Raw genomic sequence first — 15,310 nt, 5'->3', positions numbered from 1 at the left:
GCAGGTATTACCTGCCTCTGTGCTTCTCTTTCTTTTTCTGCTGTTTCAGTTCAAACTGCCGCTGTTTTTCCATTTCCCGCCGTTCCCGGCTTGCGGATTTCCGCTCAGTTTTCATCTGCTCCTGCTGTAATTTCAAAGCCTGCTGAGATTTAGTGCCAATCCCACAATCCTGTACCTGCTTGTGCACTTCCCGCTGTATCCGCTTGGGATTACGCTTTGTTTCTTTTACATCAGCTGCCACAGCCGGACTAAAACGTAACTGATAGTAACTCTTCAGAACAAAATCATGTACCTCATAATCTTTTGGTTCCGCGCCAAACGTGACTTTACAAACTGATAGCCTGCCTTCCCATATCCGTTCAAAAACACCTACCCAAAATGGTTCCTCAAAATAAACTGTCAGTATTTCCGCTGCTTTGTCCATGACAAATCCTCCTTAAAAATAAAATGCACAAAGAACGGACGACCAAGGAGGAGGGTTACTTATACTCTTATTTAGAGCACGACTGGACTACCAACCAGTTCTATATAAAATATACGTTGTGTTTTTATCTTTGCACTTTGATATTATCACGTTAAAAAGTAATCAGTCAAATAAATAATCTAATAACCCTTCAATCATTAGCTCTATTGTTTCTTTATATATATCCTGATATAAATTCTCTGCATTAATGGTAACCGTTACAATTGCTTTTACATAATTAGAGAACAATTTCCAATTACATTCTTTGGTGGATTCGATTTTATCTAAAAGCCATTTCGTATTTTTTTCATCTGAAACTGGATTTATCTGGAATAATTCTGGACATCTGGCTTTTAAATACTCATAATCTTCAGAGCTTAAATAGGAGTAAATATTTTGCTCACTCAAAAATTGTATTCGAAAAAAGTGCCTTGCGGCAGCTCTGTCTAACTTTTCTTTTTCTCTGAATGCCTCTTGTAATGCTTCTTGTGTTTTCTTTCTTTCATATAAAGCAATCTTATTTATAAATTCTTCCTTTGAAGAAAAAAAGGTATAAAAAGTACTTTTTGCAAATCCTGCTTTACGGGTGATTACATCAATTTTTAATCCTTTTAAGCCATTCCGTTTAATTAAATCTAATCCTGCTTCTAAAAGGCGTTCCTCATATATAGTCTTGTTTTGTTCATTAAAAATTGCCGGCATACTTTATTGTGCAGTTCATATGTTCGAACTGCTGTCCCCTCCATTCTTGTCAATATATTTATTATACAGAATTACATACTAATTTTTACGCTTAATACTGTTTTATTAAAAATAACATGATTAAATATAAATATCAAGTCTTTCCACTGCAATGGCATAGCCATGTAATAAAATTCAAACTTTAGGTTAGTAAAAACTAACTTCTTCTTGACTTTGCATATCTTTAGATGTATTCTATAACAAAATAAACATACTATATTATAATTTTTAGTATGTTTATTAGTTTTTGTTGAAGGGAGGATAGAAGAACAATAAGAAGAGTTCTTCACACAGAAAATGGAAATTATTAAAATATCGAATCTCACAAAATGTTATAAAGATTTAACTGCAGTTAATTCTTTAAATCTGTCTATCAAGAAAGGAGATGTTCATGGCATTTTAGGGCCGAATGGAGCAGGCAAAAGTACACTTATAAGCTGTATTGTTGGTTTGAACGAACCTAACAGTGGATCAATCACTTATGAAAACGAATCAAAAATCAAAAAATGGAGTAAAAACATAGGTTATGTACCACAGGAACTGGCTATTTATCCTGAATTAAGCGCCTATGACAATATTAAGTTCTTTGCGTCACTCTATGGATTGAAGGGGCCGGATCTGGAAAAAAGAGTCCAGGAATCGTTAGATTTTGCCGGCCTGGCAGATGTTAAAACCAAAAAATCATCTGAGTTTTCAGGTGGTATGAAGCGGCGTTTAAATCTTGCATGCGCAATCACCCATTCTCCAAAATTAATTATCATGGATGAACCTACTGTTGGCATTGACCCCCAATCCCGAAACAGAATTTTAGAAAATGTAAAACTGCTGAATGAACAAGGTGTAACTATTATTTATACAACACATTATATGGAAGAAGTCGAAGCAATCTGTAACTCTATTACAGTTATAGATAAGGGAAATGTTATTGCCAATGGCAACAAAGAAGAAATCATGGGAATGATGGGTAAAGGTATTGTATACCTGGTTAGTGTAGATGCTGCCCAGGGGAAATGGGAAGATTTTTTACATACTATGGAAATTTCGGATCATGTTCGAGAGGTACAAGAGTATACCGATGGAGAGCAGACCATCAACCAAAAATCTTGTTTCATAAAAAGTTCAGAGCCTGATGTAATTAACTCGATTATAACTGCAGCAACACAGTCTGGGTTAGTTGTCAAAAATATAGCACATAACGAGCCCAGTTTAGAAGAAATCTTCCTTGAACTTACTGGCAAAGATCTAAGAGACTAACGAGGAGGGCATATATGTTTGGAATAATATTAAGAAAGGAAGTCAAAAGTTATTTCCGCGGTGTTGGAAATTGGATTTTTGTCTTTGCACTTCCTATTTTACTCATACTTTTAATGAGTTCAGCTCTTGATGGTTATATGAGTACAGACTTCCATACTTTCGATGATGGAAAAGTGTATTACTACTATAAAGAAAAAACGGATGCAAATATTCAAAAATTAAATGAATTTGAAACATTATTGAAACAATCTACAGGTGTTGCTTTAAATGAGATATCGGATTATGAAAAAGGTGTAGATGGTGTAAACAGCAGCGAAGCTTTTGGAATTATCAGAATTACAGCTGACAGCATGGATTATTACCGCTCTCCTTACAATGAAACAGAGGGCGGCAAAATAGTTCACAGCCTGTTTAAACAGGCAATGGAAAAAGACTTATCTACTCTGGCAAATCAGGTCCATGTTGTGGAACTGGAAACAACGCCTGTGGATTCCACATCTTACGCTACGTTTACATACCTTGCATTTGTTATTATGTTTATTGCTTTAATGACAGGTCACAGCGTAAATGATGAACGTATCTATGGAACCATTGAAAGAATTAAGATTTCAAAAGCTGGCCTGAATGCGCTGTTATTAAGTAAGATCGTATTGGGTGTTTTTATTGGTATATTACAAATTGCTGTAGTTTGGGTCTTTTCAGAATTTGTATTAAAAGTAAATTGGGGTGAGCAGATGCCGGCTATGTTTGGTGTTCTTTTCTGCTTAACAATAATGAGTTCCATTTTTGGTGTCGTTGTCGGTATGATAAGCAAAAATAAAGCAATTGCTGATAATACCATTCTAATGACTGTGATGTTATCCGGTTATATTGGCGGAGCTCTGTCTCCGGTATATCTGCTGGAGAATGCAACTATCCTAAATCAGATAGTGAAAATAAGCCCATTATACTGGACCGGCCGTTCACTTACCAATTTATATGTTAATATAGTCGATTCAAACACATACGCAAGCATTGGTGTATCCCTGGGATTAACCTTATTATTTTTGATTATCTATAAAATACAGACTAAGAAATCAAAATTATCAATTTCTTAAAATCTTACAGAAAGGATGGCATATATGAAAGCAATCGCAAGAAATACATGGTTGATACTAAGAAATACCAAAGGCTTTATTCCATCTATAACAGTATGGCCTATTATAATGCTCTTGCTTGTAACATTTACTTTGGCATATTCCACAAGTCATAAAATTACTGTACTTGATTTATCAACAGATGGTTCTGGAGAGACTATTCAAAAAAATATTGCAGCAACAGATGGCCTGGACGTGATAGATGTGAAAGAAAATGAAATTCCCCAAAAAATATTAGCAGGAAACATTGAATTAGGTGTGATTCTTCGTGACTCCGGCAAGACTGAAATGATTCAGTTATCAAATGGATCAGAGATTGCAGAAGCTGTAAAAACAGTGATTAATGCATCTTCAGCAGAAACAGAAAAAACTTTTACAGCGGAAGTGAATCATGTAAGAAAGAAGGGACTCACAATGACATATTCTTTGGGATTAATGCTGTTTAAATTCATTACAGCAAGCAGTTCCTTAGCCGCTTTGCTGATCATGGACCGTAATAAAGGAATGAAAGGAAGGATTTTTATGAGCGGCGTTAAATCAAGTTCCTATCTTGCCGGCCGGGCCCTTGTTCATTTTGGAGTTATGGGTGCAACCGCTTTAATATACTACTTATTCTGCTTCATCTTCAACTTTGATTTTGGTATGCAGCATAGTATCTATTTCCTGCTTATGGTTCTTGTAACTAACATATTTTCAGTAGGAGCATTCACCTTCCTGTCCTCTGTACTAAATCAAGAGGCAGCATTATGGAGTATATCCACTTTTATATTTTTTCCCATGGCATTATTTTCTGGTGCACTATTTCCTTATGGGAATATGCCGTCATGGATGCAGAATGTTGGATCTCTATTTCCACAAAGATGGATTACCAGGAGTATAGAAATCATCCAATACCAAAACAGTCTGATTCCGGCACTTTCTTATATTGGAGCCATTTTAGGTTTATCTGCTCTATTGTTTATAATCGCAAGCATAAGAACAAAATAGCTGAAAACGTTAATTTCAAAGCATTTTCTATTCTGAGTCTTCATAGCAAAGCCGGGAAAGTCCGCTGCTTTATACGGCTTCCCGGCTTTCAGTGCCTTTTTTGGATTTCAAAAGGGCAACAGCTATGATATTTGATAATCAGTTATGATATGTCTCAATGTATTGTTCCAGATATTCCTTCAGCGCCTGGTCACATACGTAGAGATATGTTCCTTTTATTCCCCTTGTCATCAATACATAATATATGTTTTTTATACATTCTTGACCATCAGTAGTTCAAGAAATATATTTTATTGACAAATCAATAAAAGTTCGTTATCATAAAAACAAACCGTTGGTCGGTTTATTTTCTAGAGATGCGAGGTGAGTATATTTGAAACAAGGAGAAAAAGCTTCAATTACAAAAAATAAAATAATAAATGCAGCAGCAAAGTTATTCTCAGAAAAGGGTTATGAGGAAACTACTATGCAAGATATTATGCTGTTAAGCGGACTATCGAAAGGGGCTATATACCACTATTTCAAGAGCAAGCAGGAGATTTTAGACTATCACATAAATTATCAAAAAGAATTGGTTACAAACTATCTAAAAAGCTTGGTGGAAAATCCTGCTTTGACTGCTAAACAGAAATTTGAAAATATTATTGATTATTTGTGTTTAAATGAATCATTGCTTGAACTGACCGGAAATGGGTGGGCTGAAAAAATTCCGTTTGCATTATTAGATACTCTAAGGAATTCATTAAATGTGCTGTCAGGGTATATTGCAGAAATTCTGCGGCAAGGAAATATTAAGAAGGAGTTTAACTGTGCTTATCCAAAGGAAATATCTGAAATACTGGTGCTTTTAATTGATATATGGCTTGACCCTGTCATTGTTGATTCCAGCTACGAAGAAATGTGCAATAAAGTTGACTTTATCATTCTCCTTTTGAAAAAATTTGACACTCCTGTTTTCAGTGATAAAAATGGAAAGAAAATTAAGGAAAGGTTACGGTGCTATTATGATTAAGCAAGTAAAAATACTTATGGTAAACCTTCCATTTTCAGGGCATACAAATCCAACATTAGAATTGGCAAAAACGTTTATATCGTTAGGTCATGAAGTTTCCTATGTTCATTCCCCTGACTGGAAAGAAAAAGTAGAAAAAACAGGGGCAAACTTTATACCATATGACAATTATCCTGCAACCTTAACAAGCTCCCAAAAAGAAAGAAAAAGCTGGGGGGCGGCGTATCAAACGGTACAACGAATTGGCAAAGAGCATGACTGTTTAATATATGAGATGCTTTTTTTACCAGGAAAAGCATTAGCCGACCAGTTAGGGATTCCTGCTTTTCGTCTGTTTTCTACCTTTACCCTCAATGAAAAAGTGCTAAATGATTTTGGAACTACCGGAGGCTGGTATATGACATGCATATTTCGCTTTCCCCGCCTCTGCCGTATAATATCTAAAGTTTTAAAAAGAAAGTTTAACCTGAGGTATGGAAGCATAGTGGACGAAATGGTTAAAAACGCTCCAAAACTGAATTTTACTTACACAATTAAAGATTTTCAAATTCACTCCAACGAGTTTGACGACAGACATTATAAATATGTAGGCCCAGCATTAGAAGGGCGGAATGAAAGTGATTTTGACTTCTCCAAAATGGAAAACCCCATCATTTATATTTCTCTTGGAACATTGCTAAATACTTGTTCTAATACCACGAAATTTTTCAAAAACTGTATCGATGCATTTCGAGAGCAGCCCGTTTCTGTCATTATGTCCATTGGAAATGTTGTAAAAATTGAGCAGCTTGGTGATATACCAGATAACTTTTTTGTCCATTCCTTTGTCCCACAGTTAAAAGTACTGCAGAAAGCTTCTCTTTTTATTACTCACGGAGGAATGAATAGCGTAAATGAAGCCTTGTTCTATGGTGTGCCCATGTTAGTAATACCGGTTGGAAACGATCAGCCCACCGTTGCCCGGCAAGTTGAAGCCTTGCATTTAGGCAAATACCTGGAACGCAAAACTATAAATGCAGCATTATTACAGAAAACATCTATAGAGATATTAGAAAAAAATACCTTCATAAATACATTAAAAGAATTTCAGGCAAAATCCCAGTCCGCAGGGGGAAGTATGGAAATTGCACGGCAGATATTGGAAGAACTTAGTAAATAACTTACACAAAAAAAGGCTGCTCACTCCCTGATTGTTCATCAGGCAGTGCAGCAGCCTCTCATCTTTTCAATAAATAAACGTCTCTAAAACCCTGCCTTGGCAAGATTCTCCCGCCCCCGTTTAGCAATCGGCAACGGTACATCAAAGGATTTCACTGGAAACAAATCCTGTTCCACAACTACCCATCCGTCATACTGTTTTTTCGTCATAACATCATGAAGCTTTGCAAAATCAATGCTTCCTTTCCCTGGCTCAACCATGATATCCTCCGTTACCGCCTTGGCAAACGACCACTTATTCTCTTCCATTTTGCGCTTAACCGAAAGATCACAGTCCTTTAAGTGGATGTAAGGAATCCGATCGGCATGCTTCTCATAAAATGAGATTGGTTCCCCGCCGCCATATACATGATGCCCTGTATCAAAGCACAACTGCACATCCGTATCCTCCAGAAGTCTTTCAATCTCTTCTTCAGTTTCAACATGGCAATCCACATGGGGATGAAAAGTACCGATTAATCCATGCTGTGCTGCCCTGTCAGCTGCGCGCTGCACATTCTTTGTATAGGCAGCCCACTGCTCTTTCGTCAGCTCCGGATTCATCACTTGTTCACCAGTCTCAAGATCTGTATACATACTGGGCAGTAACACAATATATTTTGCCTCCGGAAAGTCTTTCAGTACAGATGCCATCTCATCAATCGTCTTACACATCTGATCAATTGATGCATCGTCCAGAAAATCTCCTCCCACTGTTCCTGCAACCAGTGCAAGGGAACGCTCCGCCAACGCATCTTTCAGCTCTGGATTGGTGTTAGGAAAATAGCCCCAGGGACCTAATTCCACGCCTTCATACCCTGCTTCTTTCATTTCGTCCATACAGCGGTTCCACGGTGTCTGTTTTTCATGATTGGGAAACCACACACCCCATGAGTCTGGGGCAATTCCTACTTTTATTGACATATCTCATACCTCCTTCTTCTTATTCAATATGAACCCATGTATTCGTTTTTGCAGATTCCAAAACCGCATCAACTGTACGGTCGATTTTATAGCCAAATTCAAAGTTACAAGCATATTCCGCGCCTTGGGTAATCGCCGCAAACAGCTCATGAACCTCCAAAATCTTCATATCATTATACGCAATTGAGATACCGCCCGCCGGCTGGAATGCTGAATAGCCTTTATGATGGGGGTTGAGTAAAACAGTACGGAATCCACGGTCCGCTTCATTATCATTATGGAAATATACCTGCACTTCACCCATGCGTTCAAGATCATAGCACACAGTCCCCTGTGTTCCCTGAATCTCATAGGCCAGACGGTTCTTACGTCCAGTGGCAACACGGCTCGCTGAAATAGTACCCGCAGCACCGTTTGCATATTTAGCCATAAAGGTTACAATGTCTTCATTTTCCACATCAGCCATTTCACTGGAACCTGCTGCCTTCGGGCGCTTTGGAAAAATGGTGGAAGTCATTGCATTGACCTGCTGAATATCCCCCATAATAAACTGAGAAACGCTGAGCAAATGACAGCCCAAATCACCTAAAGCACCGCATCCTGCCAGTTTATTAACGTGTCTCCATGTAATCGGAAGGCTTTCATCGAGAAGCTGATCCTGATCGTATGTACCTGTAAATTTCATAATCTTTCCGAGTTTCCCGGTCTCCACCAGGTCCTTAACATATGCGTTTGCCGGATTCATCGTGTTGTTGTAGCCAACATAATTGACAACGTTCTTTTCCGCGGCCAGCTCTGCCAACTCTGCCGATTGTTCTGCAGATATGGATAATGGTTTTTCACAATATACATGTTTCCCATTATTTAAAGCTTCTTTTGCCACTTCATAGTGAAAAGAATTTGGTGTGGCAATATCAACCAGATCTACATCCGGATCACTAACCACTTCCTTCCAGTCAGTTGTCATTCGCTTAAAGCCGATCTTGTGCTGTGCTTCTTTTGCACTTGCCTCATTTGAATCGGCAACCATTTCAAATACTGCCACCCCATAATCCGGGCCAAAAAGCATCTGTGCATCCAACAGGGCGCTGCTATGTGCCTTCCCCATCCACCCAGCTCCTACCAGGCCAATACGAATTTCTTTCATTTTTTCTTCCTCCTTCATCTTCTTGATCAGCTCCGGAGCTCGTGCATGATTTTTTCTCCGGTTTGCGTTTTTTATTCAGCATATTGCTGACTTTTCTATATTATAGCCCTCGTCCATGTCAGTGTCATTTCAACAGATTTATGTTTTCTATACAAAAATTTACATTCAAAAAATAGCTCCGCCTTTTTTCAGAACATCTATTGTACACTTTCTCAAAATCCTTTTATTTCCTTGATTCCACCCCTCTCTTATGTCATAATAAACTTTGAAATATTATTAAATTATAGAAACCAAATACAACAAAAACAAGCATGAAGGAATACAATGAAAATTGTTGACAACGGTGTTCTGGATCCATCGTTTATGGATTTTACAACACCTTCGGATTTTGCCAGACAAAACCTTTATTGCACCCCGCAATTCGGTCACTTTTACTGTAATCAGTATTATCACATCAAGCGGAATTATCTGGATCTTTTCTTGCTGCTATATGTATGCAAGGGAACTCTTCATCTGGAAGTTGATGACCGGCATTACGCAGCTGGCAGCAACCAGATTTTATTGTTGGACTGCCGCCAGCCACATTATTATTACTGTAATGATTCAGTGGAATTCCTATGGTTCCATTTCACGGGTAATAACAGCATTCAATATGTCGAGTTCTTAAACAAACAAAATGACATGATTTATTCCGGTAATCATATTGACCAGCTAAAGGAACACTTCGATGCCGTTCTGTCATATGCAATGATTTCACCGGTCAACGAACACCGGGTTGCCATGAATATTTCACAGATATTAGCCAAACTGGCAGCCCCGGCTCAACATATATTTGTCTCTAACCATTTTATCAATCCGGCTGTGCAATACATCAATGCTCATTATGAAGAATCAATTGAACTTGCTGAATTAGCGGCAGCCTGTAATGTCAGCCCCTCACAGCTAATCCGTAATTTCAAGAAATATCTTAATTGCACGCCACACAACTATTTGCTTGGTTACCGCCTTCGGCAGTCAAAGCTGCTGCTCGTTACTACTTCTATGTCCATTGAAGAAATTGCCGAAAAATGTGGGTTTAACAGTGCCTCTCATTATGCCCGGGCTTTTCGGGCTAAAGAAACTATCTCACCTTCCGAGTTCCGTAATATGCGCTTTTGAAATCAAGCCCTCACCAAATTAATCAGCCCCTGGCAATAAGACACGTATATAGAAACAGGAGCCGATTCTGATTATCTGAATCGGCTCCTGTTTCTATATTCTTTACTTAGAAGATTATCCTCTTCTCAATTTACTTTATCTATTAGCCATTGCCATTTTTCTGGCTTTTGCTTCCGCCTTGCTTCTGGTTACATCGATTAAGACTGCGATAATGATTACCAGGCCAATGATGATATACTGAATATCGGTTTGCGCTCCCAATAGGTTTAGCCCATTGCGGATTACCGCTATCAGCAAAGCACCAATCAGGGTTCCCCATATAGTTCCCTTACCGCCTGTAAAGGACGCCCCGCCGATAATACATGCTGCAATGGCATCTGTATCAAAGGTCATACCGGCATTTCCATTGGCTGTAGAAACCCGTCCGGCAAGGATGATACCAGCGATTCCACAGAGTAAACCAGATAAGGTATATACAATCCTCAGTACCTTTTTAGAATCAATCCCGGACAGCCGGGTTGCTTCCAGATTGCCGCCCACACAGTATATCTGTCTTCCCAGCGCTGTCTTGGTCAAAAAGATATGTATGATGGTAAAAACGACCAGTACTGCGATAAAACTAATGGGAAACCCTTTGATGGTTCTCGATCCCAGGAAAAGGATTCCATCAACACCCTGATTCTTAAACCCAATGGGTGTCGCTTCAGTAATATACAAGGCCAGGCCCCAAGTCACAAATTTCATTCCCAGAGTGGAAACAAATGGATGCGGCAGCTCCAACCGTGTTAGCAGCGTACCGTTGATATATCCAATTGCAGAACTGACCAGTAATGCCGACAGCAATAAAAGAAATGAATTGGTAAGCCCTCTTTGCATCAGTACACCCATCGTACAAGCTGCCAATGTACAGTTAAACCCAACCGACAAGTCAATTCCCGCTGTGATTAGTACCATCAGCATTCCCGATGCAATCAGGCAATTTACCGATGCCTGTTTGATAATATTTACAAAGTTACTGTAGGTCAGGAATTTATCTGACGCTAACGTTAAGATTACACATAAGATAATGAGTGCTAATAAGGTTCCCATTTTTGAAACCAAATTTTTCATGGTTGTTTGTTCTTTCATTGTAGTTCTCCTCCCCAGGCTGCTTTCATGACGCTATTTTGACCGAAGTGTTCCGTATCACGGTCTATCTCACCCATAATCCGTCCCTCCCGCATAATAATTATCCGATCGCTCATTCCCAGTATTTCTGGCAGCTCCGAGGACACCATGATAACACATTTGCCCTGTTTTACCAGATTGTTCATAACTTTATATACCTCTATCTTGGCGCCAACATCAATACCCCGGGTTGGCTCATCAAAAATATAGATATCTGCATCTACATTAGACCACTTGCCGATGATAACCTTCTGCTGATTGCCGCCGGACAGTTGTCCGGCCACTTCATCAACTGAAGGAGTTTTTATCTTCAATGATTTAATCAAATCTTCGCCCGTCGTAATCATACGCTTTTCATCCAGGAATCCATTTGCCGTAAATTTTTTCATACTGGCCAGAATCAGATTATTCCTTATCGTCTGAGTTAATATCAACCCCTGTGCTTTCCGGTCTTCGGTTAAGAATGCAATGCCTTCACGTATGGCATCTTTCGGGCTTCGAATATCCACTTTCTTACCCTTGATAAAAATATCTCCATCATCTTTTGGGTCAGCTCCGAATATCGCCCGCATTGTTTCGGTCCTTCCGGCTCCCACCAGTCCGGCAAAGCCAAGGATTTCTCCGCCATAGGCTTCAAAGGATACATCATCCAATACGCCTGTCGAACTCAAACCGGAAACCTTCAGCATGACCTCACCCTTTTCTGCAGTTTCCTTCGGAAATAAATTATCAAGCGTTCGTCCAACCATCGCATTAATCAGCGATTCGTTGGTCATATCGGTAATATTTTCTGTGCAGACATGTTCTCCATCCCGCATTACCGTAACCCGGTCACACAGTTCGAATAGTTCTTCTAACTTATGGGATACAAACAGTATGGCAATCCCCTGATCTTTCAATTTCCGCACCGTTTCCATTAACTGGTCAACTTCCTTTTGTCCCAGCGATGAGGTCGGTTCATCCATGATGATTAGTTTTGAGTTTACCTGAATCGCTTTGGCAATCTCCACCATCTGCTGCAGCCCCATTCCCAAGGCCCCGCACGTTTTACCCGGGTCTATATCATGCCCCAATTTCAGCATTGCATCATGCGCCTCACGGTTCATTTGTTTGTAATCTAAAAAACCAAACTTATTTTTTATACTTCTGCCCATAAAGATGTTATCAGTAACTGATAACAGTTTTACAATGTTTAGTTCTTGATACACACAGGCAACCCCAGCTTTACGGGCATCATTCGGATTTTTTAACTCCTGCTTTTCACCGCTGACATATATCTCACCTTCATCGGGTGTATATACTCCAGTCAAAACTTTAATCAGAGTTGATTTCCCCGCCCCGTTTTCGCCAATCAGGCCGTGAATTTCACCCGGCCTTATCTGAAGCGACATATTATTCAGGGCAACCACACCTGGAAAGTATTTCGTAACATTTTTCAATTCCACTATATGTTCCATTAACCTGATCATTCCTTTCTTGCTATTATCGTATGTTACGTCCATGCTGCGAAGTAATGATCTATTGCTCGCCCTTCAAATAGGCTTCTCCGTTATCCTTATTAATCAGATTTGCTGCAACTTCCTGGTGCTCTTCGATTGTTTCACCAGTTGCTGCTTTAAATGCCTGTTCTACTGCCTGGTATCCCATCAGATACGGCTGCTGTGCTACTGTGGCTTCAATTTTATCTTCCAGAATCAACTGAACGCAGGCCTCGTCACCATTAAAACCGATAATTTTAATATTCTCACCAGACTGTTCAATTGCTGTCTGGCAGCCAATCGCCATATCATCATTCTGGCAAAGCACTACATCAATTTCACCCGGATATTTGGTAATCAAATCTTCCATAACTGCAACCGCCTGATCTGCTGTATTCTTTCCATATTGCTCTTCGAGGATTTCTATACCCCCTTCTTCCAGCCCTTCCCGGAAGCCTTCTAATCTCTGGGTGCTGGTCATCTCGCCCTGCTGTCCGCCAATCAAAACAGCCTTCTTGCCTTCTCCCAGGAGTTCTGCTGCATATTCACCGCCCAGCTTGGCCGCATTTTTATTTCCGGTTCCGATAAATGCTTTCTTTCCTTCCAATGCTGCATCCGTATCTACCATTAGCACCGGTAATTGATTCACATACGGTTCCAGCGCACCGATTACCGCATTTTCTTCACATGGTGCAACTACGATTGCGCTTACATTAGCTGCAATCTGTTCTTCAATCATCGTTACCTGCTGTGCAATTTCACTCTCATCGGAAGGTCCCAGTACGGTTACACTAATACCAAGATCACTCGCCGCCGCTTCTGCTCCTGCCTTCATTGTTTTCCAATATTCTGCTGAAAGACTTTTGAAAATAACGGCTACTTCCACGTCAGAAGGATCAGTAACCGCACTATCATTGTTTTGCGCAGTTTCTGTTGTCTCTTCAGAATCACATCCACTCATTCCCAAACACATTATAGCTGCCAAGATAAATCCTAATAATCGCTTTTTCATAATTCTTCTCCTTTTTTGTAGGTTTCTAGTTTCATTTTTTGTTTGCATTTTTCAGCAATCATTGTTTTTTTTATTCACATCTTTTTCCCCTTCCTTATTTATTGTGCATTTTTTAATATTTGTCATGTTTTTCCCTTTTATATATATGCACTTTGTACACTAGTACAATTATCATAGCTTTTACTATCAACATTGTCACTTCACCGAATTGCCAAAATATATACATAAATTGTCATCCATGTATATTTTTATACAGAAGTAACTTCTCCATTGTTTGCACTCCCTGCTTACGCATTTGTGAACGGTTTAATTCTCTCTAACGTGACTTTTTCAGCTTCATTCAAAAAAGCTCTTGACCCTTACGGAGCGTCATAGGTTAAAATAATCTCATCAAGAGCAAGGAGGTCATACAAAAATGAGGACAGTAAAAGAAATATCAAGATTAACAGGTATCAGCGTACGCACGCTTCATTATTATGATGAAATCGGGCTTTTGAAGCCTACAGCCAAAAGTGAAGCGGGATACCGGCTTTATGACGATAAAGCGCTGGAGACATTGCAACAGATATTGTTTTTTCGCGAATTTGATATTTCTTTGAAGGAAATCAAAACTGTTATGGACAATTCAAGTCTTGATAAAAACCAGATACTACAAATGCAGAAAAAGATGCTGGTGGCAAAAAAGGAACGGATGGAACGTTTGATTGTCAGCCTAGATGACATTCTAAAAGGAGAGAACCAGATGAACTTTGAAGTATTTACAAAAACAGAAATTGAAGAACTCTGCCGGACAACGCTTAACCATATGCCAGAACTTATGCAGCAGAGTATTATTCAAGAATTTGGCAGTATTGAGCAATGGCGCAAACATTATGTGGAACGCTGTTCAAAAGAAGATATGCAAAAAGGCTATCAGAAAATGGTAGAATGGTACGGGGATAAAGGCAATGCATTAAAAGCTATGAATAATCCTCCAAGTAAGGAAGTCGGCGCCGCATTTAGTAAACGGATAGAAGCAATCGAAAAAAAGTTGAATGAGAAAAGGGAATATCCGTTAGATTCATTTGAAATCAAGCAGTTGATTGGCGAATATGGCTTTGTTATGAAGCAATTATCTCAGGTCAAGCACGAGGCCGGCATTATGCTGTCTGTTGCATCTAATTACAGGGATGACCAGGCAAAGCAGATGATAGACCAGAAATATGGCGAAGGTACGGCAGAATTTTTTGCTTGCGCCATTGAAGAATTTTATAAGAGCGGGAATATTTCTAACCAATAAAGCTATATTAAAGCGGTAAGACAAAAACTTGCGGGAGAATCCCAAAGATTGTGTAAACCTCCAAACTGATGTAAGATAATTACAACAGTTTGGAGGTACTTTTATGCCAAAGAGAACAAGAAACGAATCACCACAGAAACAAGCAATGCGGGAAATGATGAAAGACTATCTGAAAAATAATGATGTCAAAGTAAAGGATGGGGCGGATGTCAACTCTGTTATGAGAGATATGATGTCCGTATTGCTGGAAGGAGTTCTAGATGAAGAACTCAATGAGGAATTAGGCTATTCTAAGTATGATTACCGCAATAAGAACACCGATAATAGCAGAAATGGTCATTCTTCTAAAACCATG

Annotated in this window: 15 protein-coding genes and 1 pseudogene; 8 read left to right on the top strand and 8 right to left on the bottom strand. The window is 39.2% G+C overall.

What is annotated here, in order from left to right; all coding sequences use genetic code 11:
• Positions 1 to 7: 7 nt before the first annotated feature.
• Both A8805_RS14375 and A8805_RS14370 read right to left on the bottom strand, forming a co-directional pair.
• On the bottom strand, positions 8 to 424 hold the full coding sequence (locus A8805_RS14375; RefSeq protein WP_109712355.1) for a YjdF family protein: 417 nt from the start codon (positions 422 to 424) through the stop codon (positions 8 to 10).
• Between the two features lie 162 nt (positions 425 to 586).
• Positions 587 to 1,165 (bottom strand): TetR/AcrR family transcriptional regulator, encoded by a 579-nt coding sequence (locus tag A8805_RS14370; RefSeq protein ID WP_109712353.1) that lies wholly within the window; start codon positions 1,163 to 1,165, stop codon positions 587 to 589.
• Positions 1,166 to 1,501: 336 nt separating this feature from the next.
• Between A8805_RS14370 and A8805_RS14365 the strand changes: the two genes are divergently transcribed.
• From A8805_RS14365 to A8805_RS14355, 3 genes are read left to right on the top strand one after another with little or no spacing between them, the layout of a single operon-like run.
• On the top strand, positions 1,502 to 2,458 hold the full coding sequence (locus tag A8805_RS14365; protein ID WP_109712351.1) for an ABC transporter ATP-binding protein: 957 nt from the start codon (positions 1,502 to 1,504) through the stop codon (positions 2,456 to 2,458).
• Positions 2,459 to 2,472: 14 nt separating this feature from the next.
• Positions 2,473 to 3,555, top strand: coding sequence for an ABC transporter permease (locus A8805_RS14360; protein ID WP_109712349.1), 1,083 nt, complete (start codon positions 2,473 to 2,475; stop codon positions 3,553 to 3,555).
• A 24-nt stretch (positions 3,556 to 3,579) separates the two neighbouring features.
• Positions 3,580 to 4,581 carry an ABC transporter permease gene (locus A8805_RS14355; protein ID WP_181392855.1) on the top strand — a complete coding sequence of 334 codons (1,002 nt, stop codon included), beginning with the start codon at positions 3,580 to 3,582 and terminating at the stop codon, positions 4,579 to 4,581.
• A gap of 138 nt (positions 4,582 to 4,719) precedes the next feature.
• On the opposite strand, the pseudogene A8805_RS23015 reads toward A8805_RS14355, so the two are convergent.
• Positions 4,720 to 4,839 (bottom strand): annotated as a pseudogene (locus tag A8805_RS23015) (DNA/RNA helicase domain-containing protein); the annotation flags it as partial.
• A gap of 115 nt (positions 4,840 to 4,954) precedes the next feature.
• On the opposite strand from A8805_RS23015, the gene A8805_RS14345 reads away from it, so the two are divergent.
• Both A8805_RS14345 and A8805_RS14340 read left to right on the top strand, forming a co-directional pair.
• Positions 4,955 to 5,593: a TetR/AcrR family transcriptional regulator gene (locus tag A8805_RS14345; protein ID WP_109712343.1), complete on the top strand. Its 639-nt coding sequence runs from the start codon at positions 4,955 to 4,957 to the stop codon at positions 5,591 to 5,593.
• Entirely contained in the window at positions 5,586 to 6,752 is a 1,167-nt protein-coding gene (locus A8805_RS14340) for a macrolide family glycosyltransferase (RefSeq protein WP_109712341.1), read from the top strand. Before A8805_RS14345 ends, A8805_RS14340 begins: the two co-directional genes overlap by 8 nt.
• Before the next feature lie 83 nt (positions 6,753 to 6,835).
• On the opposite strand, the gene A8805_RS14335 is transcribed toward A8805_RS14340, so the two are convergent.
• Together A8805_RS14335 and A8805_RS14330 are read right to left on the bottom strand one after the other, a co-directional pair.
• The gene (locus A8805_RS14335) at positions 6,836 to 7,714 is read right to left on the bottom strand and encodes a sugar phosphate isomerase/epimerase family protein (RefSeq protein WP_109712339.1); all 879 of its coding nucleotides are present in this window, start codon (positions 7,712 to 7,714) and stop codon (positions 6,836 to 6,838) included.
• 19 nt (positions 7,715 to 7,733) lie between these two features.
• Positions 7,734 to 8,861: a Gfo/Idh/MocA family protein gene (locus A8805_RS14330; protein WP_109712337.1), complete on the bottom strand. Its 1,128-nt coding sequence runs from the start codon at positions 8,859 to 8,861 to the stop codon at positions 7,734 to 7,736.
• A gap of 324 nt (positions 8,862 to 9,185) precedes the next feature.
• Between A8805_RS14330 and A8805_RS14325 the strand changes: the two genes are divergently transcribed.
• The gene (locus A8805_RS14325; RefSeq protein ID WP_109712335.1) at positions 9,186 to 10,019 is read left to right on the top strand and encodes a helix-turn-helix domain-containing protein; all 834 of its coding nucleotides are present in this window, start codon (positions 9,186 to 9,188) and stop codon (positions 10,017 to 10,019) included.
• 135 nt (positions 10,020 to 10,154) lie between these two features.
• Here A8805_RS14325 and A8805_RS14320 read toward each other — a convergent pair whose 3' ends face one another.
• The 3 genes from A8805_RS14320 to A8805_RS14310 all read right to left on the bottom strand — a co-directional run bounded on the left by A8805_RS14320 (position 10,155) and on the right by A8805_RS14310 (position 13,676).
• On the bottom strand, positions 10,155 to 11,147 hold the full coding sequence (locus A8805_RS14320; RefSeq protein ID WP_109712333.1) for an ABC transporter permease: 993 nt from the start codon (positions 11,145 to 11,147) through the stop codon (positions 10,155 to 10,157).
• Positions 11,144 to 12,643: a sugar ABC transporter ATP-binding protein gene (locus A8805_RS14315; RefSeq protein ID WP_242992412.1), complete on the bottom strand. Its 1,500-nt coding sequence runs from the start codon at positions 12,641 to 12,643 to the stop codon at positions 11,144 to 11,146. The genes A8805_RS14320 and A8805_RS14315 overlap by 4 nt, the downstream gene beginning before the upstream one ends.
• Before the next feature lie 61 nt (positions 12,644 to 12,704).
• Positions 12,705 to 13,676, bottom strand: a complete 972-nt coding sequence (locus A8805_RS14310) for a sugar ABC transporter substrate-binding protein (protein ID WP_181392854.1) — start codon at positions 13,674 to 13,676, stop codon at positions 12,705 to 12,707.
• 415 nt (positions 13,677 to 14,091) lie between these two features.
• Here A8805_RS14310 and A8805_RS14305 point away from each other — a divergent pair, with 415 nt between their 5' ends.
• Positions 14,092 to 14,955, top strand: coding sequence for a MerR family transcriptional regulator (locus A8805_RS14305; protein WP_109712327.1), 864 nt, complete (start codon positions 14,092 to 14,094; stop codon positions 14,953 to 14,955).
• A gap of 145 nt (positions 14,956 to 15,100) precedes the next feature.
• Positions 15,101 to 15,310 (top strand): transposase (locus A8805_RS14300; RefSeq protein WP_420319474.1); only part of this gene is annotated, 210 nt, incomplete at its 3' end.

This window comes from Faecalicatena contorta (genome assembly GCF_003149105.1).
Classification (GTDB): domain Bacteria; phylum Bacillota; class Clostridia; order Lachnospirales; family Lachnospiraceae; genus Muricomes; species Muricomes contortus_C.
This window is presented reverse-complemented; position numbering and strand designations above follow the sequence as displayed.

What these genes read in the sequence shown, in the direction of transcription:
- A8805_RS14355 (WP_181392855.1), top strand. Translation starts at nt 3,580, where the DNA reads ATGAAAGCAATCGCAAGAAATACATGGTTGATACTAAGAAATACCAAA.
- A8805_RS14305 (WP_109712327.1), top strand. Translation starts at nt 14,092, where the DNA reads ATGAGGACAGTAAAAGAAATATCAAGATTAACAGGTATCAGCGTACGC.
- A8805_RS14360 (WP_109712349.1), top strand. Translation starts at nt 2,473, where the DNA reads ATGTTTGGAATAATATTAAGAAAGGAAGTCAAAAGTTATTTCCGCGGT.
- A8805_RS14330 (WP_109712337.1), bottom strand. Translation starts at nt 8,861, where the DNA reads ATGAAAGAAATTCGTATTGGCCTGGTAGGAGCTGGGTGGATGGGGAAG.
- A8805_RS14340 (WP_109712341.1), top strand. Translation starts at nt 5,586, where the DNA reads ATGATTAAGCAAGTAAAAATACTTATGGTAAACCTTCCATTTTCAGGG.
- A8805_RS14370 (WP_109712353.1), bottom strand. Translation starts at nt 1,165, where the DNA reads ATGCCGGCAATTTTTAATGAACAAAACAAGACTATATATGAGGAACGC.
- A8805_RS14375 (WP_109712355.1), bottom strand. Translation starts at nt 424, where the DNA reads ATGGACAAAGCAGCGGAAATACTGACAGTTTATTTTGAGGAACCATTT.
- A8805_RS14335 (WP_109712339.1), bottom strand. Translation starts at nt 7,714, where the DNA reads ATGTCAATAAAAGTAGGAATTGCCCCAGACTCATGGGGTGTGTGGTTT.
- A8805_RS14310 (WP_181392854.1), bottom strand. Translation starts at nt 13,676, where the DNA reads ATGAAAAAGCGATTATTAGGATTTATCTTGGCAGCTATAATGTGTTTG.
- A8805_RS14365 (WP_109712351.1), top strand. Translation starts at nt 1,502, where the DNA reads ATGGAAATTATTAAAATATCGAATCTCACAAAATGTTATAAAGATTTA.
- A8805_RS14315 (WP_242992412.1), bottom strand. Translation starts at nt 12,643, where the DNA reads ATGGAACATATAGTGGAATTGAAAAATGTTACGAAATACTTTCCAGGT.
- A8805_RS14325 (WP_109712335.1), top strand. Translation starts at nt 9,186, where the DNA reads ATGAAAATTGTTGACAACGGTGTTCTGGATCCATCGTTTATGGATTTT.
- A8805_RS14320 (WP_109712333.1), bottom strand. Translation starts at nt 11,147, where the DNA reads ATGAAAGAACAAACAACCATGAAAAATTTGGTTTCAAAAATGGGAACC.